This is a genomic window from Archangium minus, assembly GCF_044360475.1.
Taxonomy (GTDB): Bacteria; Myxococcota; Myxococcia; order Myxococcales; family Myxococcaceae; genus Archangium; species Archangium minus.
This window is the reverse complement of sequence record NZ_CP043494.1, coordinates 8,157,543-8,179,225: the sequence shown is the minus strand read 5'-3', so window position 1 is coordinate 8,179,225 and position 21,683 is coordinate 8,157,543. Positions and strand designations below refer to the sequence as shown.

The window sequence follows — 21,683 nt, the reverse complement described above, 5'->3', positions numbered from 1 at the left end:
GCCAGGCACTTCGCTCTCTCCGAGGGCGGCGGGTGCCTCCCGCCCGCTCAGCGGCAGTCCCCAGGCAGATAGACCTGGCCCTGGAAGCCCTTGGGCCGTTCGCTCCCTTCATACGCAGCCCGGATCGCCTGCTCGGCCAACTCACCGCGCTGTTCTATTTCTTCCCTGGGCAACTCGTCTGCCTTCTGGGCCGCCCGTTCCTTCCAGGTGGCATTGGGTTGCTTGCGCCGGTAGCTCCAGCGGTACAGCGTCACTCCGGGCTCTGGCGTGCGCCAGGACAACTGCCAGAGTGCTCCCCCGTTCTCGAATTCGAGGAAGAGCGACCCCTCGAAGCCGGTGCCTCCCGTGAGCTTCTTGTCCGGCTCGACAACCTCATTGAGCGCCGCCAGGTAACGCCCCGCCTGTTCTCTCCCCTCCCCGCGTGACTCCTCGTTGTCCGGCTTGAGCTCGAACAGCACGAGGAGGCGGGTATCGGTGATGTCCGGGCGCAAGCGCCTCACGAGCTCCGAGAGACGCTTTGGATCTCCCAACTTCCCCTCCTCGACAATTCTGAAGAGGCTGGCGGTGTTGAGGAAGACAACGCTGGATGGATGCTGCACACTGTACTCCCTGCCAATGGCGTAATGTGCGGCCTTGCCAAGAAAAGCGCCCCAGGGCTCCCTGGAGTCCCGCTGACGGCCAGGGAGCGTGGAGGAGGGCGGCTCTGCCTGAGCACCGAGGGCCGCCACGAGCACCAGGAGAAAACCCGCGAGCCCCAAGGTGCTCCTCGTCCTGCTTCCACTTCTTTTCATGTCCAACATGCTCCCTCCGGTGCGGTGCACGGTTGAGGAGCGGACCATGAGGAGCTGACATGCCGATGACGACTGTGGGCCTCGTCCGGCAGGGACTTCCGTCCGAGCACGTTTTCGGATCCTCGTTGCTCTGCATGGAGGCGGCGGGAATCGAACCCGCAGCAAGGCGAGAGCAAAACAACAAGCAGGTCGCGCCGTTACTGGCTAACGCCTTGAGCTCACACCGGATCATTCCCCGTCTCGTCCCGTTCAGTTCCCCGCCCTGACCCCTGCTGCTGTTGGCCGGGAACCCGTCACCTGGCGTTTGCGATGCGCTCGAGCAGCTCGCTCAGCAGCAAGCGCTCGCCCTGGGTGAGCACCGTGATCCGGTCCAGGGAGGCGCGCAGCGCCGCGGCCACCGCGTGGACATCCGCGTTCGCGGGTGTCGCCGCCTCGCTCGTGATCGCGGCCACGACCGCCTCGCGCGCGGCATCGGCGAGTCCGAGGTCGCGTTGCCCTTCGGGCTGGCGCAGGAGTGTGAGCACGGCGCCGGTGCCCATCGCCGTGACGAGGCCGAGCGCCCGCTCCTCACTGACCCGCAGTCGGCCCGCGAGCGCGATGTTCAGGATGCGCCGCCGCAGCACATCTTCCCCGTCGCCGACGGCAGCAGGCTGCCGAGCCGGATGCGGATCGCTGCTCATGATCGCGAACAGCCCGGGATGGCTCAGGCCGAACGCGACGTGCATGTCCCAGCCATCGCGAAAGTCCTGAAGCGGGTCGGGGTGCGGCGTGAGCGCGGCCTTCTTCGACACGTAGCTCTTCAGCACGTGCTCGATGACGGCCGAGAGGAGGCCGCGCTTGTCGCCGAAGAGCCGGTAGATGGTCGGCGCCTGCACACCGGCGGCGGCGGCCACGGCCCGCGTGGTCGCGGCATCGGGACCTCCGGAGGAGATGAGCTCCGCGGCGGCCTCGATGATGCGCGCTCGCACATCAGGGCTCTCGGCATCTTCGGCGGCGAACTTCTCGCGGTCCTCCATGGGGATGGAGATAGCACGCCCTGGCTGTAACGGCGATAACGAAGGCTTGATAACGGTGTTAATGCTGGTTACGTTATCGATGGTAACGAGGTGGCGTTACCAGTGTTAACACAAGGGGCGTTCAATGATCGTCGTGACCGGAGCGACAGGGCAGCTCGGCCGTCTCATCGTGGAGAAACTTGTCACCCGCGTCCCGGTGGACCGGGTCGCCGTCAGTGTCCGGGAAGTGCAGAAGGCCGAGGAGCTGGCGGCACGCGGCGTCCGAGTGCGCAGAGGCGACTTCACGGAGCCGAAGAGCCTCGCGCACGCCTTCGAAGGCGCGTCCCAGGTCCTGCTCGTCTCGTCGAATGCGGCTGCGCATGGTGGCGAGCCCCTCGCCCAACATCGCTCCGCCATTGACGCCGCACGTTCTGCCGGCGCGCGGCGCATCGTCTACACGAGCCACATGGCCGCGAGCCGTTCGTCGGCGTTTCCGCCGATGCTCGACCATGCGGCGACGGAGCAGATGCTGGGCGAGTCCGGCCTGGCGTGGACCGCGCTTCGCAACGGTTTCTACGCCGCGAGTGGAATGTTCCTGCTGGAGCGGGGCTTGAAGGCGGGAGTCCTCGAGGCGCCCGCGGACGGAAAGGTCTCCTGGACCACGCACTCAGACCTGGCGGAGGCGGCCGCGGTCATTCTGGCGAACGAGGGGCAGTACGACGGGCCGACGCCGCCGCTCACGGCCGGGCAGGCGCTCGACTTCGGAGAGCTGTGCGACATCGCGTCGAGCGTCCTCGGACATCCGATTCGTCGAAGCCTTGTGTCGGAAGAGGAGATGCGCGCGAAGCTCACGGCGTCCGGAATGCCCGCGCCCGTGGTCGCCATCTCGCTTGGCCTCTACCTCGCGAGCCGCAACGGCGAGTTCGCGGCCGTCGATTCCACGCTGCAGAAGTTGCTCGGGCGTGCACCGACGAGCATGCGCGAGGTGATTGCCGAGAAGCTGAGCCGAGCGGCTTAGCAGGTGATGCGCGCCGGACACCGCGCCTCGACTCTGGCCCCTCATGGATGTGGCGCCACGCCCACGGTCTGTCACAGTGAGGGCATGCACGCCCGGACGCAGCATGGCCGAGCGTGTCGAAGTCCCACCCGTGGAACCCAGGAGCGTGTCCCCCATGCGAATTCCTCTCCCCCTCGTTGCTGCTTTCGTGGGTCTCGTCGTCTCGGTGTCGGGTTGCGGCGGTACGTACGAGCCCGAGCAGGCGCCGGTGACCGAGTCCGCCCCCGCCGATGAGCAGCTCCCCGAGGGCAGCGTCACGCAGCAGGCCATCTGCTCGTTGCTGTGGACGTGCAACTTCAGCCAGTGGTACGGCAGCGAGGCGACTTGCACGGCGGCCTGCGGCAGGTCCTGCACTCGCGACTACCGCTGTAATGGCACCTGCGTCTGTCCGTGAGCCAGCGCTGAAGGCGAGGCCGGGGGGGGACCGGTAGTCTCCCTCGGCCCCCGCGATGGGAAATGGCTCCCGCCCACGAGGTGCGGCGCATGCGCTCGCGGAAGGAGGCCCGCAAGCGCGCGGGAGCCCGCGGAGGGCAGGCGATGGGCGAGAGGGTCAGCGAGGGCATGGCACCGTCGGGCAGCCGGAAGGAGGGTATTGCCGGCCGCCCCACGCGATGGGGAGCTCGAGTCATATGGAAGGATGCGGCAGGGAGATGCTGTGTTTGTCGTTGGAGGATGTCGTCGCCTGCGGCGGCGCCGACGTGGTGCGAGCGAGCGAGGACGTGCGGCGCGGCTTCGAGCTGCTGCTGCGCGGACGGGTGGTTCAACCCACCAAGACATCCATGAGAAGCCCGCGGCCCGTGCCGGAGCCGGAGGTGGGGTGCATCAACTTCATGCCCTCGCTGCTGCTGGCGGACGGGGAGGAGATTCTCGGCTGCAAGTCGATGGGCGCCATGCCGGCGAACGTGGCACTGGGGCTGCCCCGCGCCACGGGCCTCATCACCCTGTTCGATGCGCACACCAAGCTGCCTCGCTGCATCATGGACGCGCAGGTGATCAGCGCGACGCGCACGGGGGCCGTGTCGCTGCTGGCGGCCCAGAAGCTCGTGCCCCCGGACACCCAGGAGGTGGGCCTCATCGGGGCGGGCGTGAACATGCGCACCCAGCTGCTGGGCCTGCAGCAGGCCGTGCCGGGCCTGCGTCGCGCACGCGTCTACTCCGAGGGGGCGTCCAAGGACTGCTTCGCCGAGGAGATGTCGCGGCGCACCCATCTCGACATCCGGCCGGTGGCGAGCGCCGAGGAGGCGGTCCGCGACTGCTCCTTCGTGGTCACCTGCGTGTCGCGCGATGACCAGCCCGTTGTGCGCGAGCGGTGGATTGGCCAGAGCGGGGTGACGGTGTTCTCTATCGGGGGCTTCGAGGTGGAGGCGTCGCTGCTCACGCGGATGGACCGGGTCATCGCCGATCGCTGGGTGGACGTGAAGAGCCGCAACGTGCAGACCCACGCCTTCGCGGTGGCCGGGGGACTGATCCCGGAGAGCCGGGTGGAGGACCTGGGACCCATCCTCGCGGGTGAGCGCTCCGGCCGGACGTCGCGGCACGAGAGCATCTTCTTCTCCCCCGTGGGGCTTGCCTTCGAGGACATCCTCGTCGCCGACCGGGTCTTCCGCGAAGCCCTCCAGCGCGGGGTGGGGCAGCGGGTGCAGCTGTGGAGCTCCTCGAAATGGATTTGAGGGAACGGCTCGAGCGGCTCTCTCCCGCACGGCGGGCCCAGGTCGTGCGCGAGTGTCTGGAGCTGGCCCGCGCCGCGGAGTACCCCCTCGAGGGCCGGCCCTTCCTCGTGCCCCTGGAGCTCGACGCCGCGCGGGTGAAGCGCGCCTTCGCCCAGGTGGAGTGCCTGGTTCGAGCGCTCGTCCGGCTGGAGACGCACGCCCTCGGTCCGGCGGGTGCGCCCCTCCTGCGCCGCCTGCTGCGCTCCCTGGAGCCGGGCAGCGAGCGGCTCGTGCGTCAATGCACCTTCGAGTCTCCCGCCTCCCTCGAGCGCCGGCTGCGCCGCGTGGACGCCTTCCTGGAGCCGGCCACGGGCCGTTGCACGGCCATCGAGGTGAACCAGGCGGCGCCCCTGGGGCTGCACTATCACGACGTGGATCAGCGGATGGCCGCGCACCTGCTGGGCGCGCTGGGACGCACGTATGAGCCCCAGCTGCTGGCGGCCTGCGTCGTGGACTGGTTGTTCGGGGAGTTTCGTGCCCGCTACCCGGGCCGCGTGCCCCGGCGGATCGCCCTGGTCTCCGAGCACGGCTACTCTGGCAAGCGGGAGCTGCCGCACGTGGCGAGGGAGTACCAGCGGGTCGCGCGAGCGCGGTATGGAGAGGACGTCCACCTCGTGCACTGCTTTCCTCCGGAGGTCCGGCTCGTCCGGGGGCGGCCCACCGTGGGGGGCGAGCAGGTGGACATGATCTGGCGCTACTCCGTCTACCTGGACGCCTACCGCGAGGGCGACGTGGACGTGAGCGACTACGAGGCAGTGTGCTCACACCCGGAGGAGCACCTGATCGTCAACTCCACCGGCGCCTTCCTCACGGCGACGAAGGAGGCGTTCGCGCTGCTCAGCGACGCGGCGGTGGTCGCCACGCTCGGCCTGTCGCGCGAGGACGCGGAGCTGCTGCGTCAGACGATCCCGGACACGGTGAGCCTGGCGCATGCGCCCGAGCGGCGCCAGGAGGTGCTGGAGGAGCGGGAAGGGTGGGTGTCCAAGCCCACGGACTCCTCCTTTGGAGAGGGCGTGGTGTTCGGCGCCCGGCTGTCGCGACGGGAGTGGGAGCGCCTGGTGGAGGCGCGGAGCAAGGACGGGTTCCTCTTCCAGCGGCGCGTGAGCTACCCCGTCGTCGCACTCCTGGAGATCTCGGAGGCCGGAGCACTGCTGGAGCGGCAGGTGGAGGTGGACTTCTGTCCCTACCACGTGGACGGGCGGGTCCCCGGCCCGACCATCGTGCGCGCCCACGCCGTGGACCCTCATCAGCGTGGGACGCGGGTGATGAACACGAGCGCCGGGGCCTTCCTCCTGCCCTTCCTCGCCCCGGGGTGCTAGCGCGGGGGTCGCTACATGGAAAGGAAGCTTCGAATGAAGAATCAACCTGGATTCACGCGCCTCTCCTCGCTTCTCAAGACAACACTGGCCTACGACAGCGACATCGTGGGTCTCTTCGAGTTGCTCAAGGACAACACCGTGGTGTCCTCCCGACTGGAAGGACTGGCTCCCTATGACTGGTACCTCGACACGGCGGCCCTCGCCAACGGCGTCTACACCCTGAGGGCAACGGCGACGAGCACGGCCGCCGCTGGCGGTGATGTGAACACCGTGTCGCTCCCCATCACGCTCCAGAACTGAGCGCACCACGGCGGGCCCGAGGGGGCGTGACGGCAGTTGACGTCACGCCGTCTGCCGCAGCCAGGCCTCGAAGGTGAGCAGGTCGGGCACGAGCTGGCGGAGCGCCGCCACGTCGGCCCCGCCGGTCATGCCTCCGCGGTCGGCGAAGTCGGTCAGGCGGCGCATCATGTCGTTGGCGGCCAGCACCTCGGCCGGGAAGCGCGCGTAGCTGGCCTCGATGCCGCGGGCGCGGCCGAAGAGGGAGGCGATGGCGGGGCCCGTCAGTTCATCACCGGCCAGCTCGAGGGTCTGGCCGAGGTGGCGCGCGGGGTCGGCGAACACGCGTGCGACCAGTCGGCCAATGTCGGCGACGGCGATGAGCTGGAGCGGCTGCTCGGGACGCATGATGAAATGGAAATGCCCCTGCGTCAGCCCGAGGTGGGGCTCGAGCAGCATCTCCATGAACGCCGCGGGCCGCACGATGGTCGCCGGCAGGCGGCTGCGCCGGATGTGCTCCTCGATGCGCCACTTGCTCTCGAAGTGCCCGACCCCCGTGTCCGGCCCCAGCCACGCCACCGAGGTGTAGACGAGGTGCGCGACTCCCGCTCGGCCGGCGGCGTCGGCGACGGCGATGCCCAGGCGCTCCTCTTCCTGATCGGTAACGCCGTACTTCTGCTGGCCCGAGCTGGGCTGGACGCTGAAGACGCCGTAAGCCCCCGCCATCGCCGCGGCGAGCGCGCCGGCATCGCCCATGTCACCCGCCACCAGCTCCACCCCCTCGAGCGCCCGCGCCCGTGGGCTCGCCGGATCGCGCACCAGCGCTCGCACCCGCCAGCCGTCGCGCACCAGCGCCCGCGCCGTCGCGCCCCCCTGCTGCCCCGTCGCTCCCAGAACCAGAATCGTCCTCGTCTCTGCCATGGTCGCTCCCTCGTGTATTGCTAGGAACGGAAGGTGACTCCGGTTAAATACGGAGGAACCCTCCGGAAATGCTCCGATTGAATACGGAGGGACCCTCCGGCTCGCAAGGGAGATGAACGAGATGGAGAAACGACCCGAAGAGCGCCCCCTGCGCGCCGACGCCGCGCGCAACCGGGCGCGGCTGCTGACCGCCGCCCACGAGGTCTTCTCCGAGCGTGGCGCCGACGCCTCGTTCGAGGACATCGCCCGGCACGCGAAGGTCGGCATCGGCACGCTCTACCGGCACTTCCCCTCGCGGGAGGCGCTGCTGGCGGCCTCGTGCGACGAGCGTCTGCTGGAGATCGCGCGGGCGAGCCAGTCACGAGAAGGGGAGGAGGGCGACGCGGCCGAAGCGCTGGCGAGCTACATCGAGCAGCTCGTCACCACGGCGGGCCTCTACCGCGGGCTGGCCACCTCGATTGGAGTGGTGCTGCAGAGCGGCACGCCGGGCTGCCACGCGACAACGCAGGAGGGTGAGCGGCTGCTGGCCCGGGCGAAGCGAGAGCGCGTCATCAAGCGCGACGTCCTGCTCGACGATGTCGTCTGCATCGTCACCGCGGTCGCCCTGGCCGCCACGGGCGACCCGGCCCGCATCCGGCGCCTGATCGCGATGTTCTTCGACGGCATGAGGTGCGCCTGACCTCCGCTCTCGACAGCTCCACGAGACAGGAGGGTGCAGTCCCGAGCTCCGCACCCAGGTGAGACCCTCACCCAGGTGCGAGTCGAGCCACACCCTCCATCTCGGAGCGCGGGTGGGTCAGGAGGCGGGACGCAGCCGCAGGAGCTTGCCCTGGGAGCCGCTCTGGCCGTCCTGGAGCAGCCAGATGCTGCCGTCCGGACCCTCCTCGACCTCGCGGATGCGGCTGTTCATGTTCCACTGGTCGCCCTTGGACGCCGAGGTGCCGTTCACGTCGACGCGCACCAGCGACTGGCTGGACAGGCCGCCGATGAACAGGTCGCCCTTCCACTCCGGCCAGAGCTTGCCCGAGTAGACCATCAAGCCTCCGGGCGAGATGGAGGGGTTCCACCACACCTTGGGAGGCTCGAAGCCGTCGCCCGCGCGGTGGTCGGGGATGTCACGGCCGTCGTAGTGGCTACCGTTGGAGGCCTTGGGCCAGCCGTAGTTGAGGCTGGGCTGGATGAGGTTCACCTCGTCGCCGCCCTGGGGACCCATCTCATGCTCCCACAGGTTGCCGCTCGCGTCGAAGGCGAGGCCGAGCAGGTTGCGGTGGCCATAGGACCAGACGGCGGGGTGGAAGCCCCGGGCGGCCAGCGGGTTGCCCGCGGCGGGGGTGCCATCGTCATTGAGGCGCAGCACCTTGCCGAGCGTGCCGGTGGGGTCCTGGGCGGGATCGAACTTCTGCCGATCTCCGTTGGTGAAGAACAGTTTGCCGTCGGGAGAGAAGGCGATGCGGCCGGAGAAGTGGCCATCTCCGCTCACATACGGCGTGGCCCGGAAGATGACCCGCACGTTGGTCAGCGAGGGCGAGGTGCCGTCGGTGAAGGTGCCCCGCGCGAGCGCCACGCCCTTGCCGCTCGAGCGCGACTCGGAGTAGCTGAAGTAGACGAGCCGGTTCTGCGCGAACTGGGGATGGAGCACCACGTCCAGCAGTCCGCCCTGACCCGCGCTGGACACGGGGAGCGTGCCGGTGACGGTCTTGCGCTGCGTTCCGTCCGCCGAGACGAGGTGGAGCGTTCCCGCCTTCTCGGTCACCAGCATCCGGCCGTCCGGCAGGAAGGTCATCGCCCAGGGCGAATTGAAATCCGCGACCTCGGTGATGGAGAAGCCCGCGGCGAGCGCCTCGGAGAGGCTCTCCGGGCTGTCGGACTCCAGGTCGAGATTGTCGGGGCCCGTCCCGTCGCTGCAGGCGGCGAGGAAGGCGAGGGAGAGCAATGATGAACGAAGCGATGGCATGTTGGAACTCCCGTAAAAGGTGGAGAGCCACGTTATAACGGACCCGCACTCTCCGTACGTGACAACGACGCCAATCGCCCATCGGGGCAACACACGGTTGAACAGACGACACACGGGGCCCTCTGCTACGACAGTCACTCCCTCTACCTGCTCCACCCACCCAAGCGTCGCCTCTGCGTCTTCGAGGTCAGGCCTGAGGTGATGCGCCCGTTCGGCATGATCACCTTCGATGAGCAGGGCGCCTCGACGCCCCGTGCGCTCCCGAAGGTCGAAGAATAGAGGGGCGCTCCCTACGGCATGGGCCGCGAGCCGTTCGACGGCCCTTCGGGAACGGCGGGCCAGCCGTTGGGCCAGGTGATGGCGTCCACGAGCATCACGCGCGCGGTGTGGGCGCTGTTCCACGCGTGGTAGACCATGTACGTGTCGCCGCCCGGCCCGGTGACGACGGAGTTGTGGCCGGGGCCCGTCCAGCCGCCCCCCGTCCTGAGGATGGGCGCGCTCAGCTTCGTGTACGGCCCCAGCGGGCTGGTGGCGCGGGCGACGCCCACGGCGTACGTGCTGTTGTAGTACGCGTTACCGCTGTAGAAGAGGTAGTAGTAGCCGCCGCGCGCGACGACCCACGGCGCCTCGACGACGCCGCCCTCCCAGCCCAGGTTGTTGGTGATGAGCGTCCGGCGCGTGCCGACGAGCGACAACCCGTCCGCCGAGAGCTGCTGCCCGTAGATGGGGGTCGGCTGCCCCACCGCGTTGCCGTCCGCCTTCCACACAAGGTACGGCGTGCCCGCCGTGTCCCGGAAGAAGGTGGCGTCAATCATCCCCATCCCCGTGTCGTGCACCAGCGGCCGGCCGAGGTCCGTGAAGGGCCCGAGCGCGCTCGTCGACGTGGCCGCGCCGATGGACAGCTTCCCGTTCGTGTGCCGCGCCGTGTAGTACGCGATGTAGCGCGTCCCCACCTTGTGAATCTCCGGCGCCCAGTAGTCGCCCGTCGCCCACGTGGGCTTGCGCGCGGACGGGAAGATGACGCCCGCGTACGTCCAGTTCACTAGGTCGCGCGAGGTGCGCAGGGGGAACGCATCCGCCGCGCCGCCCGACGTGCACGCCGCCACGTACTGCGTCCCGTCATGGATGACGCCCGGGTCCGCGCAGTCCACGGGCACCACCGGATTCACGTACAGCCCGCCGCAGCCCGTGTACCGGAACGACAGGGCGCACGCGTTGGAGCCGTTGAAGTACGGCGCCCACTCGTTCGACAGCACCGTGTACGAGTTGGGGGACTGGTTCGTGCAGCCCCGGTCCCAGAACACGCGCCCGCCGGCGTCGTCGTGCTGCGCCGGGTGGTTCGCCGGATGTATCCACGACGCGCCGTAGGTGATGCGCGTGCCGCACGACTGGGCCGCGCAGTCCGTGTCGAGCGCGATGACACAGGCGTTGTTGCCGGTGAAGTACGGCCGCCAGCCGTTGGACAGCACCGCGTACGAGTTGGGGCCCTCGTTGATGCAGGTGCCGTCCCACGTCACCAGGTCCGCCGCGATGTCGTACTGGGCCGGGTGGTTCGAGGGGCGAATCCACCGGTCGCCGTAGGTGATGCGCGTGCTGCACGCCAGCGCGCCGGTGGTGGTGTCGGCCGCGGACTCGTCGGCGGCCAGCTGCGTGTCGGGGCTCTCGCCACCGCAGCCGGACGCGAGCAGCGCGCTCGCGAAGGCCAGAGACAGGAAACGGGGGGATTTCCTCATGTGTCGTTCTCCGATGCAGTCACAGGGACTGAATCGGGAATTAACATGAAAATCAGGACAGACTCTCAAAATCTGACTATCTGATTATTCGAAGACGGATACCTCGGCGAGCTTCTCCATCCAGAGTGAAGTCTTTCCGTCCTGCCGTCCGGCGCAGCAGTCTTGCGAGAGTCCAATCAAGGAAATGAGGTGAGCACCTACCTGCCTGCGCTCCGCACGGTCAGGCCATCTCCAGCGCCCGTGTCTCGTGCCGGGCCTCGGCGGAGCCGTCCACCAGCACCCCATCGGCAATCCGCACCACCCGGCGGGCGCGGCGCATCACCCGTGGGTCATGCGTGGAGAAGAGGAAGGTGACGCGCCGGGTGCGGTTGAGCTCCTCCATCAGGTCCAGGATCTGCTCGCTGGTGGCGGAGTCCAGGTTCGCGGTGGGCTCGTCGGCGAGCACCAGCTGCGGCTGGGTGACGAGCGCTCGTGCGATGGCCACGCGCTGCCGCTGGCCGCCGGACAGCTCGTCCGGGCGGTGGTGCAGGAACTGCGACAACCCTACGTCCGCGGCCATGCGCTCGGCGCGCTCGCGCAGCGTCCGCCTCGACTCGCCACCGATGAGGCAGGGGAACTCGATGTTCTCCAGCACGTTCAGCACGGGGATGAGGTTGAAGGCCTGGAAGATGAAGCCGATCTTCCGGTTGCGCAGCTCGGCCAGGTCGTTGAAGTCGCGGTCCCCCACCTCCTCGCCCTCCAGCCGGTAGGAGCCGGAGGAGGCTCGGTCGAGCAGGCCGATGATGTTGAGCAGCGTCGTCTTGCCGGAGCCGGAGGGGCCCATCACCACGGTGAACTCGCCGCTCTGCACCTCGAGGTCCACGCCGCGCAGCGCGGTGACGGTGGTCTTGCCCAGGTTGTATGCCTTGTGGATGTTCTTCAGTTGAATGAGGGCCATGGTTGGGTCCTTGGGGGAATGCGGGTCAGAAGAAGAGGCGCGCGCTCAGCAGGGCGCGCCAGTCGGAGGCGGAGAGGCTTCCTTCGGTGATGCGCTCGCCGGCCACCTCGGCGGCCAGGGACTTCACGCCGGGCAGGGGGATGAAGACGGAGCCGGAGAGGGTGAGCCACTCGCGCGCGCTCCAGGACACCTGCGGGATGAGCTGGCCGGAGAGGTCTCCGAGGTTCACCACCGCCGAGGCGCCGAGGACGAAGTCGTCCGCCACCTGGGGCTTGCTGTACTGCAGGAAGAGGTAGTGGCGGCGCAGCGGCTCGAAGGAGAATTTCTGCGGCGAGCCGGGGTCCGTGGCGGTGCCGGTGGGGCTGAGGCGGGCGGTGAGCGCCTCGGCCTGCTCGGGCGTGAGCTGCGCCAGCAGCCGCCGTCCCTGGCCCAGCAGCCCCACGTAGTCGGCGAACTCGCGGGCGCTGTAGCCCTCGCCGTTGAAGTAGTACTCGGCCGACAGCGTGGCGTTGTCCTCGAAGAGATAGCGGGCTCCCACCAGCACCTTGGCGCGCACGCCGCGGTCGTCCACGTGCGTGCGGGACAGGGGTGGGGTGCCGGACTGCGTGCACCCGAGGAGGGCCTCGGTGCTCGCCGTACACGCGGGGGCCGCATACAGCTGGGAGGAGCCCGTCTGCGCCAGCGCCTCCAGGTGCACCTCGGTGGCGTCGAAGACGCGCGAGAGGGACAGGCCCACCCGGCTCTTCTCCCGGAAGGGGTCGTTGTAGAGGTGGGTGAAGTGGTAGGTGAGCGTGACGTCCGTGTCCGCCACCAGGGCGTAGAGTCGCGCGGCCGCGGCCCAGTGCGCCTCGTTGTCGCGGTCATCCAGCGCCGGGTTTCGCACCGCCTCGGCGGTGGGGTAGTCCGGGTAGACGAGCAGCGAGGTGGGCAGGCCCGCGTACTGGCGCAGCACCTTCGCCGCTCCCACCAGGGACACGGTGAAGCGCTCGAAGGGTAGCTCCACCCGCGCCAGCCACGCGCCCGCACGCTGCCCGGCCGGGTCGGTGGGATCCTTGGGTGGGTTGAGCAGATCCGTGGGGTTGAAGGCCATGCCGCTGCCCCACACCACGCGCTTCTTGCCCAGGGTGAGGTTCAGGTGGGGCGCGGCCTCCCACGCGGCGAACAGCTCGCCCACCACGGCGGAGGGCCGGTAGAGCGGCACGTCCTGCTCGGCCAGCGCCACCTCCTTGCCCTGTGCGTCCACGCCTCGGAAGAGGCCCGCCCACTGCCAGAAGAGGGACAGGTCCGCGCCAGCCGACAGCCGCGGGCCGTAGCGCAGCTTCACCTGCATGTTGCCCTCGCTGAGGTTGGCCAGCGCGGGCACGCCGGTGGTGGGCACCAGGCCCGTGGGGGACACGTGTGAGCCGGTGAAGCGCGTGTCCAGGTAGCCCGTGGTGGTGGCTTCGAGCTTCGTCTCCGGCTCCTCCACCGGGTCGGCCTCCTCCTGCGCATCGGGCGCCTCGGCCTCGGGGGCCTCCGTCTCCTGGGGGACGGCGGCCAGCAGCAGCATGGTGAGCAGGGTGTTCATGGTGGGACTCCGGGAGAGAGGGCGGGGAGGGGTCAGCGGCCCAGGTCGTCGAGGACGAAGCGGCCGGCAGCGGGCTGTACGCGCACGTCGAGGGCGTCGAGGGTCAGCTCGCTGAAGCGCTTGATGGCGATCATGTTCTTCATCACCACGCGCGAGGGGCGCCTGAAGCCGTCGAAGCTCTTCACCTCGAGGAACTCGGCGGCGCGCAGCAGCTTGCCGCTCGCGGTGTAGAACTCGCCCTTGAGGGGCAGGGTGTCCTTCTTCGCCACCCACAGCTTGATGCGGTCATAGGCGGCGTCCTCCGTCTTCGCCTTGAGCTCGAGCAGGTACGCCTCCGGCATGGACGGGTCCTCCACCACCTGGGCGGAGTAATCGCGGGCGTAGTTGGTGCGCAGGACGTCGGCGTTGTTGAAATCGCCACCCTGGAAGGAGTCGCGGTTGGCCATGCGCACCGAGCGCTTGAGGTTGGGCATGTACAGCCAGGCGTTGTCACCCTGGCGCAGGATCTCCTGCCCTCGCGCGGAGGCTGGCTCCTGGAACCAGATGCGGGCCTTGTCGTCGCCGGACTTCAGCATCCGCATCTTGTAGGCGCGGGTGGAGCCATCATCGCGGTGGGCCACCATCGTCATGGTGGCCTCGAAGTCGGTGGGCCCCATGATGGCGTCGTACTTCTGGAGGAGCTCCTCGGCGCTCGGGGTGGCCGCGCCGGCGGTCAGGGGCAGCAGGATGAGCAGGGACAGCAGCTTCAGGTGGGTCTTCATGGTCTTGTTCCTCGGGAAACCAGGGTGGGGGAGTGTCACGCTCCGCGCAGGGCCTCCACGGGGCGCAGGCGCGCGGCGCGCAGGGCGGGCGAGACGGCGGCGAGGCTGGCGCCCACGGTGGCGGCCACCACCGCGATGGCCACCTGGTAGCCGGCTACCTCGGGGATCAGCGTGAAGGACTGCGTCTTGTCGGTGGGTATGGTGAATCCGCCCCTCGCCACCGCGAGGGCCACCAGTCCGTAGGCCCCTCCCACGCCGAGCGCGGCGCCGAGCAGCGCCTGCACCACGGCCTCCAGGACGAAGAGGAGGGCAATCCTCCCGCGCCGCACGCCCACCGCCATCATGGTTCCAATCTCGCGGGTGCGCTCCAGCACGCTCATCAGCAGCGTGTTGGCCACGCCGAAGATGGCGATAATGAGGAAGAGCGCGCCGATGAACAGCAGGATGGTGCGCTGGATGCGGATGGCCTCGCCCACGGCGGGCTGCAGCTCGCGCCAGGTGCGCACCTCGTAGTCCGCACCGAGCGCCGCGCGCAGGCCAACGGCCACTTGGTCCACGTCCGCGCCCTCCTCCACGGCCACCACGTACTCGGTGGCGCGGCCCCGCATGCGCAGCAGCTCCTGCGCGAAGGGGAGGGGCACGTAGAGGACGCGCTTGCTCAGGGCGAGCACGCTGCCCGACAGCGTGCCGGCCACGTCCACGTCCAGGACGTTCTCCTTTCCCCCCTTCGTGGTGGCCTGCAGGGTGAGGGTGGCGCCCGGCTCGGCGCCGAGGGCCGTGGCCAGCTCGCTGCCCATCAGGGCGCTGCGGGGGGTGTCGGCGGATAGGCGGGTGCCGCGCACCTGCTGGGTGGCCCACGGCAGCACCTGCTTCTCTCGCTCCGGGTCGATGCCCTGGGCCATGAAGAGGGTGGCGGAGCTGCCGTTGCTCACCAGGCCGGAGAAGACGAGCCGCGGGGTGACGGCGGCCACGCCGGAGACGCGGCGCATGGCGTCCTCCAGGGCGCCTCCCTCCTCGAGGTCCAGCTTGAGCGGCTGGCGATCGCGCTGCTCGAAGTAGCCCTTGTGGTGCACCTGCAGGGCGCCCACGGAGGACTTCACTGTTTCATCGATGAGGTAGCGCTGCGTGCCGTGGATGAAGGCGCCGATCAGCAGCGTCATCAGGATGCCGAAGGTCACGGCGCCGGTGGTGAGGGCGCTTCGAGCCTTGCTGCGGGCCACGTTGCGCACGGCGAGCATCAGGAGCGGAGTCATGGGATTCTCCAAGGGGAGGGATGGGTCAGCGGCCGGCGAGCGCCTCGACGGGGCGCAGGCGGCTGGCGCGCCAGGCGGGGTAGAGCGAGAAGACGGCCGCGCCGGCGGTGGCGAGCAGGACGATGCGCACCAGGTAGCCCACGTCCACGTAGGGGCGGATGTCGAAGGGGACGCTGATCGTGGGGGCGGTGAAGATGATGCCGCGGTGGTTCAGCCACGCGCTGAGGCCGGCGCCGAGCAGCGCGCCCAGCGTGGCCCCCGTCGCGCCCAGGACCACCGCCTCCGCGAGGAAGAGGCCCATCACCTTCCCGCGCCGGAGGCCCACCGCCATCATGGTGCCGATCTCGCGCGTGCGCTCGATCGCGCTCATCAACAGGGTGTTGGCCACACCGAGCAGCATCAGGACCAGGAAGACGGCGACGATGAGGCCCATGGAGGCGTCATCGCGCGCTTTGTTCTCCTTCACCTGGACGAGGATGTCGTCCCAGGTGTGGACCTCGTAGTCGGGGCCGAGCGCCTCGCGCAGGCGAGCGGCCACCTGGGGCGCCTCCTCCAGCCGGTGCACCGCCACGGCAAGCTCGGTGGCGCGCCCCTCCATGCGCAGCAGACGCTGGGCGAGCGCCAGCGGAACCACTGCCGTCTTCGGCTCGTCGGGCATGACCGAGCGGGTGGCGCCGGTGATGTGCACCAGCTCGCCGTTGAGGGTGCCGTCGCGATCCGGGGCGAGGAACACCGCCTCGCCGCCCTGTTGTGTGCCGAGCGCGTTGGCGACTGTCTCGGCGAGCAGGATGCCATCGGGGGAGTCGAAGCGAGAGCCCGGCACGAAGGTGCTCGCGCGGTTGGGGCACACCGCGCTCTCGGCGGTGGGGTCCATGGCGGTGGCGGCGAGGAAGAGGCTCTCGTCGTTGGCGCCGAGGGAGCCGGCGAATTGGATGCGCGGGGACACCGCCTTGACGCCCTCGACGGCGCGCACCCGTGCGAGGAAGGCCTCGTCGATGGCGAAGTCCAGGGTCAGCGGGGTGGAGAGGACATTGTCGAGGTAGCCCGCCCGGTGCACCTGCAAGGCTCCGGTGGCGCTGGCGGTGATGTTCGTCACCATGGCCCGCTGCAGCCCGTTCATCATGGCGCGGGTGAGCACGGCGGCCCCGACGCCCACCAGGAGGGCCGCGAGGGTGATGAGGGTACGGCGGCGGTTACGGGCGACGTTGCGAAAGGCAATGCGGAAGAGGGGCCACATCGAGTGCTCCAGGGCTGGCCAGCGAACCGTCGCTGGCGACCTGAGCCACCCCATGAGCACCTCCCATGCCAATGCCCCTCTCCCTCTGTGAATGGGGCAGGGGAGGGGGCAGGCTGTCCGGACCTCCGTCACTCCCAGGGGGGCGGGGTGCCGGGTTTCCGGACAGCGCCTCCGTGCGAGCGGGCGGGCCCACCGGGTGGGGGAGCACGAAGGGCGTGCATCCGGCTTGCTCGGAGGTAGGCTGAAGGGAGCAACTCCCCAAGGAGACGCTCCTCGTGCAAGAGCCAGCGGTCTGGCGCAAGTGGCTGCTCGGGGGGCTGCTGGGACTCTGGTTGGTGGCCGACGGCATCGAGGTTCTTCGCCACTACCTGCGCCGCACGCCGCGCCAGAAATTCCCGTTCACCTACGTCATTCCCCCCTGATGGACCTGCTCATCCACTTCACTTTCCAAACACGCTTGCCCATCCCGCTCGCCTGAAGGCCTCTGCTGCTGAGGACTTGAGCCGCCTGGCTGGGCGGCTACACGCGAAGCCGATGGGCGCCTGGACAGCCTGAAGACCCTAGTCGAGGCACTTTCTTACCGCGGCCGTCAGCTCGATGGCGCGCGGATCGATCAGGGTGGCCACCGAGAGATTTGAAACGTAGCCGAAGCCGACCCGGGATTCGGGGTCGGCGGCCCCCAGCGACCCTCCGCTGCCCGGGTGACCGAATGAAGCGGGGCCCAGTATGGGCATGACGGGCGGGGTTGCCCGCCAAAAGCCGAGCGACATGTTGAACAAGTTCTTCGTGGCAGGCGCCAGCTCCAGCGGGACGCCGTGCATACGCGTGCGGTCGGTCTGAAGCTCCGTCATCGCCGCCACCGTGCCGGGCTGGAGGAGACGGAAGCCGTCAACGTCGCTCACGGTTGCGGCGTACATGCGGGCGATGGAGTGGGCGTCGGCGAACATGTTGCCGCCTGGAAACTCCGCCGCCCGAAAGGCCCGCCGCTTGATGGTCTCCTCGTTGAGGACGCCGTTCATTGTCCCAGCCCTTATGAGGATCGAATTCGGTCCCCAAAGGGTCTGCACCAATGGCCCCGCCACGGTGGGGTCCAATCCCATGAGCGCGGCGAAGTCAGTCACCAGTTCCTCGGGAGAGTCGTAAGGGAAGGGAGCCTGCTCAACCCGGGCGACCCGCGGCTCGATCTCTTCGGGTAGACCGATCCATGCGGACAGCCCGAGAGGGCGGGCGAGCTCCTCGGCGAAGACTGTGCCCAAGGACTTGCCCGTGATGCGCTTGACGACCTCTCCAACGAGATTGCCATACGTCATCGCGTGGTAGAGGTGCTCAGTCCCGGGCGTCCACAGCGGCTTCTGTGCTTCCAACGCACGAATGACCGGATCCCAGGCGCACACCTCCTCGAACGTCAGCTGCGCGTCGACAACCGGCAGACCGGCCTGGTGGGAGAGCAACCACCTGACTGGGATCTCCTCCTTGCCCGCCGCGCCGAACTCCGGCCAGTACCGGACGACGGGCGCATCGAGATCAAGCTCGCCACGCTGGACGAGGAGGTGGGCACACATTGCGGTCGCACCCTTCGTGGTCGACGCGACGGCCACGACTGTGTCCCGTTCCCACGGGCGATTCCCCTCGCGGTCGGCCAGACCCCCCCACAGATCGACGACAGGACGTCCGTCCACGTAGACGCAACATCCAGCGCCCAGGTCCCTTCCTTCTTTGAAGTTGGCGCGGAAGGTGTCAGCCACCCGCTCCCAGCCTTGCTCGACCAAACCTTTGATGTCACTCATTGCCTTGCGCCTCGCTTGTTGTATGACTTCTCCAAGCCCTGCACGTGGATCGCAGGGCCCCTGGACCGGATGGGCTGTCGTCACTCGACGGTGGTGGTCAGCCCGGCAACTTTGCCGCCGCGTGAATGGCGAGAAGATGCTGGGCGACGGTGACGTGCTGCAGCGCCTCTCCAAAGGATTCGCGATCGCTTCTGGCCACAAGCTCCGGGCGGCGCACGCTTAGTTCGGAGGCGAGCTCTTCCGTCGCCACCCGAAGCGCCGAAGCCCTGGGCGAAAGGCCGAACTTCCCCGCATCGTTGGCGCCGGCTTGAATTTGTTCTTCGGGCTTCTGCGTGCTCATGAGAGTGCTCCAGAGCTGGCCAGCGCACCGTCGCCGGCGACCTGGGCCACCCCATGAGCACCTCCCATGCCAATGCCACTCTCCCTCCGAGAACGAGACGGGGTGAGGGGGCAGGCTGTCCGGACCTCCGTCACTCCAGGGGGGCGGGGTGCCGGGTTTCCGGACAGCGCCCCCGTGCGAGCGGGCGGGCCCATCCGGGCGAGGGAGCACGAAGGGCGTGCATCCGGCTTGCAACTCGGACGTAGGATGAAGGAGTCCGCCCACCGAGGAGACGCCGTGAAACCCGCCCCCGCCTCCCCGTCACCGAGCGGCCTTGAGCAGGTGCTGCGCGAGGCCTTCGCCCGCCAATTCATGCGCATGGCGCGCATCCGCATCTACATGGCGCCGCCGACCCTCCTCCTCCTCCTCTATTTCCTCGTGCAGGAGCCGGCGGTGTGGCGCAAGTGGCTGCTTGGGGGGCTGCTGGGGCTCTACGTGGTGGTCGAGGGCATCGAGATTCTCCTCTACCTGCGCCGCACGCCGCGCCAGAAACTCCTGTTCACCTACGTCATCGTCGTCGGCCTCCCGATTCATTGGGGCATGCTCCTGGTGACGGGCGGGCTCGAGGGGCCGCTCACGCCGGTGCTGCTCCTCGTGAGCTTCTTCGTCTCCCTCTTCACCACCACTCGAGGTGCGTGGGTTCTCGCGCTCTTGCATGTGGCGACGCTGTGGGGGCTGGCCGCGGTCTCCTTCACCGGGGTGGTGCCGGACCTGCTGCCGCAGCTCTACGGGGGCGGTGCACGGGCCGGGCACAATAACGCCCTGCTGCTGTCCCACGTGACGGTGCTGAGCGTGCTGGTGGCGTATTCCGCCGGCGGTGGCTCCATCCTGCGGGGCATCTTCCAGGGCATGGTGAAGGACGCGCTGGACGCGCGCGACGAGACGCTGCGCATCCACACCGAGGCCATTGACACGCTCACCCGGCTCAGCGGGGAGATTGCCCACGAGCTGAAGAATCCGCTGGCCAGCGTGAAGGGCCTGGCCACCCTGGTGGCGCGGGACGTGGAGGGCAAGCCGGCCGAGCGCCTGGCGGTGCTGCGGCGCGAGGTGGACCGGATGCAGGAGATTCTGGAGGGCTTCCTCAACTTCTCCCGGCCCCTGCTCCCGCTCGACGAGCAGCGCACCTCGCTGGAGGGGTTGTGCCGGCAGGTGGTGGAGCTGCACGAGGGCATGGCGGGCGAGCGGGGCGTGGGTCTGCGCCTCTTCGCCGAGCGGCCGGTGGCCGTCTGGTGCGATCCGCGCAAGGTGAAGCAGGTGCTCATCAACCTGGTGCAGAACGCACTGGAGGCCGCCCCTCGCGGGAGCACGGTGGAGCTGGTGGTGCTGTCTGTGCCCGAGGGCGGCGGACGGGTGGAGGTGCGCGACCAGGGGCCGGGGATCGCGCCCGAGGTGCGCGGGCGTGTCTTCGAGCCGGGCGTCACCACGAAACCCCAGGGCAACGGGCTGGGGCTGGCCCTGGCGCGAGCGCTGGCGCGGCAGCACGGCGGCGAACTGGAGCTCCACCCGCGCGAGGGCGGCGGCTGCGTGGCCGAACTGGTGCTGCCCGCGGAGCTGCCGCCTCAGCAGACGAGAACGGAGGTCGTGGCATGAAGGCGCGAGTGTTGGTGGCGGACGACGACGCGGGCGTGCGCTACACGCTGCGTGGGCTGCTCGAGGATGACGGGTTCGAGGTGGAGGAGGTAGGGGACGGCGAGGCCGCGCTGCAACGGCTGACCGCCGAGCCCCCGGTGGACCTGGTCATCAGCGACCTGCGGATGCCGAAGGTGGACGGGATGGAGCTGCTGCGCCGGGGGCGCGCGCTCTCGCCCGTCCCGCGCATCATCCTCATCACCGCGCACGGCAGCGAGCGGCACGCGGTGGAGGCCATGAAGCTCGGCGCGCTGGACTATTTCCGCAAGCCCTTCGAGGTGGACGACGTGCTGGCGGTGGTGCGCCGGGCGCTGGGCACCCTTCGGCTGGAGGCGGAGAACGAGCGGCTGGCGGGTGAGGTGAACCTGCTGCGCTCGCTCGTCTTCGTCTCGCCGGCGATGAGTCGGCTGGCGCTGCTGGTGAAGCGGGTGGGGCCGCGCGACGTGACGGTGCTCATCACCGGCGAGAGCGGCACGGGCAAGGAGCGCATCGCCGAGGCGCTGGTGCGCGCCTCCGCCCGGGCGGACCGGCCCTTCGTGCGCTTCAACTGCGCGGCCCTCACCCCCGAGCTCGCCGAGGCGGAGCTGTTCGGCCACACCCGAGGGGCCTTCACCGGCGCGGTGCGTGCGCGGCAGGGCCTGTTCCGCGAGGCGGACGGCGGCACGCTGCTGCTCGACGAGGTGGGCGAGTTGGACCCGGCCACCCAGGCCAAGCTGCTGCGCGTGCTGCAGGAGGGCGAGGTGCGGCCGGTGGGGGAGGACCGGGCCTGGCCGGTGGACGTGCGCATCCTGGCGGCCACCCACCGAGATCTCGCGCAGCGGGTGAAGGAGGGGCGCTTCCGGGAGGACCTCTTCTACCGGCTGAAGGTGGTGAACCTGCATGTGCCGCCGCTGCGGGAGCGGCCGGAGGACCTCGCCGTGCTGACGAAGCACTTCCTCACGCGCTTCGCCGAGCGCTTCCACGTGCCGCCGGTGCAGGTGACGCCGGAGCTGATGGCGCGGCTGACGGCGTGGAAGTGGCCGGGCAACGTGCGCGAGCTGGAGAATGCGCTGGAGAGCGCGGTGGCGATGAGCCCGGACGGGACGCTGGAGCTATCGCTGCTGCCGGGCGGGCCGGAGCAGGAGCGCAGCGAGGGAGCGCCGCGAGCGGGCCTCAAGGAGAAGGTGGAGGCGTACGAGCGGGCCCTCATCGTCGCCGCGCTGGAGGAGGCCCACGGCAACCGCAGCGAGGCGGCGCGGCTGCTGGACATCGGCCGCGCCACCCTGCACGACAAGCTGAAGAAGTACGGCCTGGCGCGCGAGGAGGAGGCGGAGTAGGGCGGCGCCCGAGAAGGGTGTCAGACGAGCCCAGGCGCATCCCCGATCGTGCGGCGATGCAC

Annotated in this window: 21 protein-coding genes; 9 read left to right on the top strand and 12 right to left on the bottom strand. The window is 69.3% G+C overall.

Annotated elements, in window-relative coordinates; genetic code table 11:
• Nucleotides 1-47: 47 nt before the first annotated feature.
• Both F0U60_RS33175 and F0U60_RS33170 read right to left on the bottom strand, forming a co-directional pair.
• A complete protein-coding gene (locus F0U60_RS33175) occupies nucleotides 48-791 on the bottom strand; it encodes a hypothetical protein (RefSeq protein WP_395805961.1) in 744 nt (247 codons plus the stop codon).
• A 293-nt stretch (nucleotides 792-1,084) separates the two neighbouring features.
• Nucleotides 1,085-1,807 carry a TetR/AcrR family transcriptional regulator gene (locus F0U60_RS33170; RefSeq protein WP_395805959.1) on the bottom strand — a complete coding sequence of 241 codons (723 nt, stop codon included), beginning with the start codon at nucleotides 1,805-1,807 and terminating at the stop codon, nucleotides 1,085-1,087.
• A gap of 124 nt (nucleotides 1,808-1,931) precedes the next feature.
• Here F0U60_RS33170 and F0U60_RS33165 point away from each other — a divergent pair, with 124 nt between their 5' ends.
• The 5 genes from F0U60_RS33165 (at nucleotide 1,932) to F0U60_RS33145 (ending at nucleotide 6,171) form a co-directional block, all read left to right on the top strand.
• On the top strand, nucleotides 1,932-2,804 hold the full coding sequence (locus tag F0U60_RS33165; protein ID WP_395805957.1) for an SDR family oxidoreductase: 873 nt from the start codon (nucleotides 1,932-1,934) through the stop codon (nucleotides 2,802-2,804).
• Nucleotides 2,805-2,958: 154 nt separating this feature from the next.
• Nucleotides 2,959-3,237 carry a hypothetical protein gene (locus tag F0U60_RS33160; RefSeq protein ID WP_395805955.1) on the top strand — a complete coding sequence of 93 codons (279 nt, stop codon included), beginning with the start codon at nucleotides 2,959-2,961 and terminating at the stop codon, nucleotides 3,235-3,237.
• Between the two features lie 256 nt (nucleotides 3,238-3,493).
• Nucleotides 3,494-4,513, top strand: coding sequence for an ornithine cyclodeaminase family protein (locus F0U60_RS33155; protein ID WP_395805953.1), 1,020 nt, complete (start codon nucleotides 3,494-3,496; stop codon nucleotides 4,511-4,513).
• Nucleotides 4,504-5,871: a hypothetical protein gene (locus tag F0U60_RS33150; protein ID WP_395805951.1), complete on the top strand. Its 1,368-nt coding sequence runs from the start codon at nucleotides 4,504-4,506 to the stop codon at nucleotides 5,869-5,871. The genes F0U60_RS33155 and F0U60_RS33150 overlap by 10 nt, the downstream gene beginning before the upstream one ends.
• Before the next feature lie 33 nt (nucleotides 5,872-5,904).
• A complete protein-coding gene (locus F0U60_RS33145; RefSeq protein ID WP_395805949.1) occupies nucleotides 5,905-6,171 on the top strand; it encodes a hypothetical protein in 267 nt (88 codons plus the stop codon).
• Between the two features lie 42 nt (nucleotides 6,172-6,213).
• On the opposite strand, the gene F0U60_RS33140 is transcribed toward F0U60_RS33145, so the two are convergent.
• On the bottom strand, nucleotides 6,214-7,068 hold the full coding sequence (locus F0U60_RS33140) for an NmrA/HSCARG family protein (RefSeq protein ID WP_395805947.1): 855 nt from the start codon (nucleotides 7,066-7,068) through the stop codon (nucleotides 6,214-6,216).
• Between the two features lie 121 nt (nucleotides 7,069-7,189).
• On the opposite strand from F0U60_RS33140, the gene F0U60_RS33135 reads away from it, so the two are divergent.
• Nucleotides 7,190-7,747 (top strand): helix-turn-helix domain-containing protein, encoded by a 558-nt coding sequence (locus F0U60_RS33135; protein WP_395805945.1) that lies wholly within the window; start codon nucleotides 7,190-7,192, stop codon nucleotides 7,745-7,747.
• Nucleotides 7,748-7,864: 117 nt separating this feature from the next.
• On the opposite strand, the gene F0U60_RS33130 is transcribed toward F0U60_RS33135, so the two are convergent.
• From F0U60_RS33130 to F0U60_RS33100, 7 genes are all read right to left on the bottom strand, one after another.
• The gene (locus F0U60_RS33130) at nucleotides 7,865-9,022 is read right to left on the bottom strand and encodes a PQQ-dependent sugar dehydrogenase (RefSeq protein WP_395805943.1); all 1,158 of its coding nucleotides are present in this window, start codon (nucleotides 9,020-9,022) and stop codon (nucleotides 7,865-7,867) included.
• 290 nt (nucleotides 9,023-9,312) lie between these two features.
• Complete coding sequence (locus tag F0U60_RS33125; RefSeq protein ID WP_395805941.1) at nucleotides 9,313-10,755, bottom strand: glycoside hydrolase family 43 protein; 1,443 nt, start codon at nucleotides 10,753-10,755, stop codon at nucleotides 9,313-9,315.
• A 220-nt stretch (nucleotides 10,756-10,975) separates the two neighbouring features.
• A complete protein-coding gene (locus tag F0U60_RS33120) occupies nucleotides 10,976-11,692 on the bottom strand; it encodes an ABC transporter ATP-binding protein (RefSeq protein ID WP_395805939.1) in 717 nt (238 codons plus the stop codon).
• A 25-nt stretch (nucleotides 11,693-11,717) separates the two neighbouring features.
• The gene (locus F0U60_RS33115) at nucleotides 11,718-13,259 is read right to left on the bottom strand and encodes a hypothetical protein (protein ID WP_395805937.1); all 1,542 of its coding nucleotides are present in this window, start codon (nucleotides 13,257-13,259) and stop codon (nucleotides 11,718-11,720) included.
• 32 nt (nucleotides 13,260-13,291) lie between these two features.
• A complete protein-coding gene (locus F0U60_RS33110; RefSeq protein ID WP_395805935.1) occupies nucleotides 13,292-14,020 on the bottom strand; it encodes an outer membrane lipoprotein-sorting protein in 729 nt (242 codons plus the stop codon).
• Nucleotides 14,021-14,055: 35 nt separating this feature from the next.
• Entirely contained in the window at nucleotides 14,056-15,273 is a 1,218-nt protein-coding gene (locus tag F0U60_RS33105) for an ABC transporter permease (protein WP_395805933.1), read from the bottom strand.
• Between the two features lie 25 nt (nucleotides 15,274-15,298).
• Complete coding sequence (locus tag F0U60_RS33100; protein ID WP_395805931.1) at nucleotides 15,299-16,510, bottom strand: ABC transporter permease; 1,212 nt, start codon at nucleotides 16,508-16,510, stop codon at nucleotides 15,299-15,301.
• A gap of 275 nt (nucleotides 16,511-16,785) precedes the next feature.
• On the opposite strand from F0U60_RS33100, the gene F0U60_RS33095 reads away from it, so the two are divergent.
• A complete protein-coding gene (locus tag F0U60_RS33095; RefSeq protein ID WP_395805929.1) occupies nucleotides 16,786-16,932 on the top strand; it encodes a hypothetical protein in 147 nt (48 codons plus the stop codon).
• A gap of 138 nt (nucleotides 16,933-17,070) precedes the next feature.
• Here the strand turns inward: F0U60_RS33095 and F0U60_RS33090 are convergent, their stop codons facing one another.
• Both F0U60_RS33090 and F0U60_RS33085 read right to left on the bottom strand, forming a co-directional pair.
• A complete protein-coding gene (locus F0U60_RS33090; RefSeq protein ID WP_395805927.1) occupies nucleotides 17,071-18,297 on the bottom strand; it encodes a serine hydrolase domain-containing protein in 1,227 nt (408 codons plus the stop codon).
• 97 nt (nucleotides 18,298-18,394) lie between these two features.
• Nucleotides 18,395-18,637 carry a hypothetical protein gene (locus F0U60_RS33085; RefSeq protein WP_395805925.1) on the bottom strand — a complete coding sequence of 81 codons (243 nt, stop codon included), beginning with the start codon at nucleotides 18,635-18,637 and terminating at the stop codon, nucleotides 18,395-18,397.
• 276 nt (nucleotides 18,638-18,913) lie between these two features.
• Between F0U60_RS33085 and F0U60_RS33080 the strand changes: the two genes are divergently transcribed.
• Together F0U60_RS33080 and F0U60_RS33075 are read left to right on the top strand one after the other, a co-directional pair.
• On the top strand, nucleotides 18,914-20,266 hold the full coding sequence (locus F0U60_RS33080; RefSeq protein ID WP_395805923.1) for a sensor histidine kinase: 1,353 nt from the start codon (nucleotides 18,914-18,916) through the stop codon (nucleotides 20,264-20,266).
• A complete protein-coding gene (locus F0U60_RS33075) occupies nucleotides 20,263-21,621 on the top strand; it encodes a sigma-54-dependent transcriptional regulator (protein WP_395805921.1) in 1,359 nt (452 codons plus the stop codon). Before F0U60_RS33080 ends, F0U60_RS33075 begins: the two co-directional genes overlap by 4 nt.
• Nucleotides 21,622-21,683 lie beyond the last annotated feature (62 nt).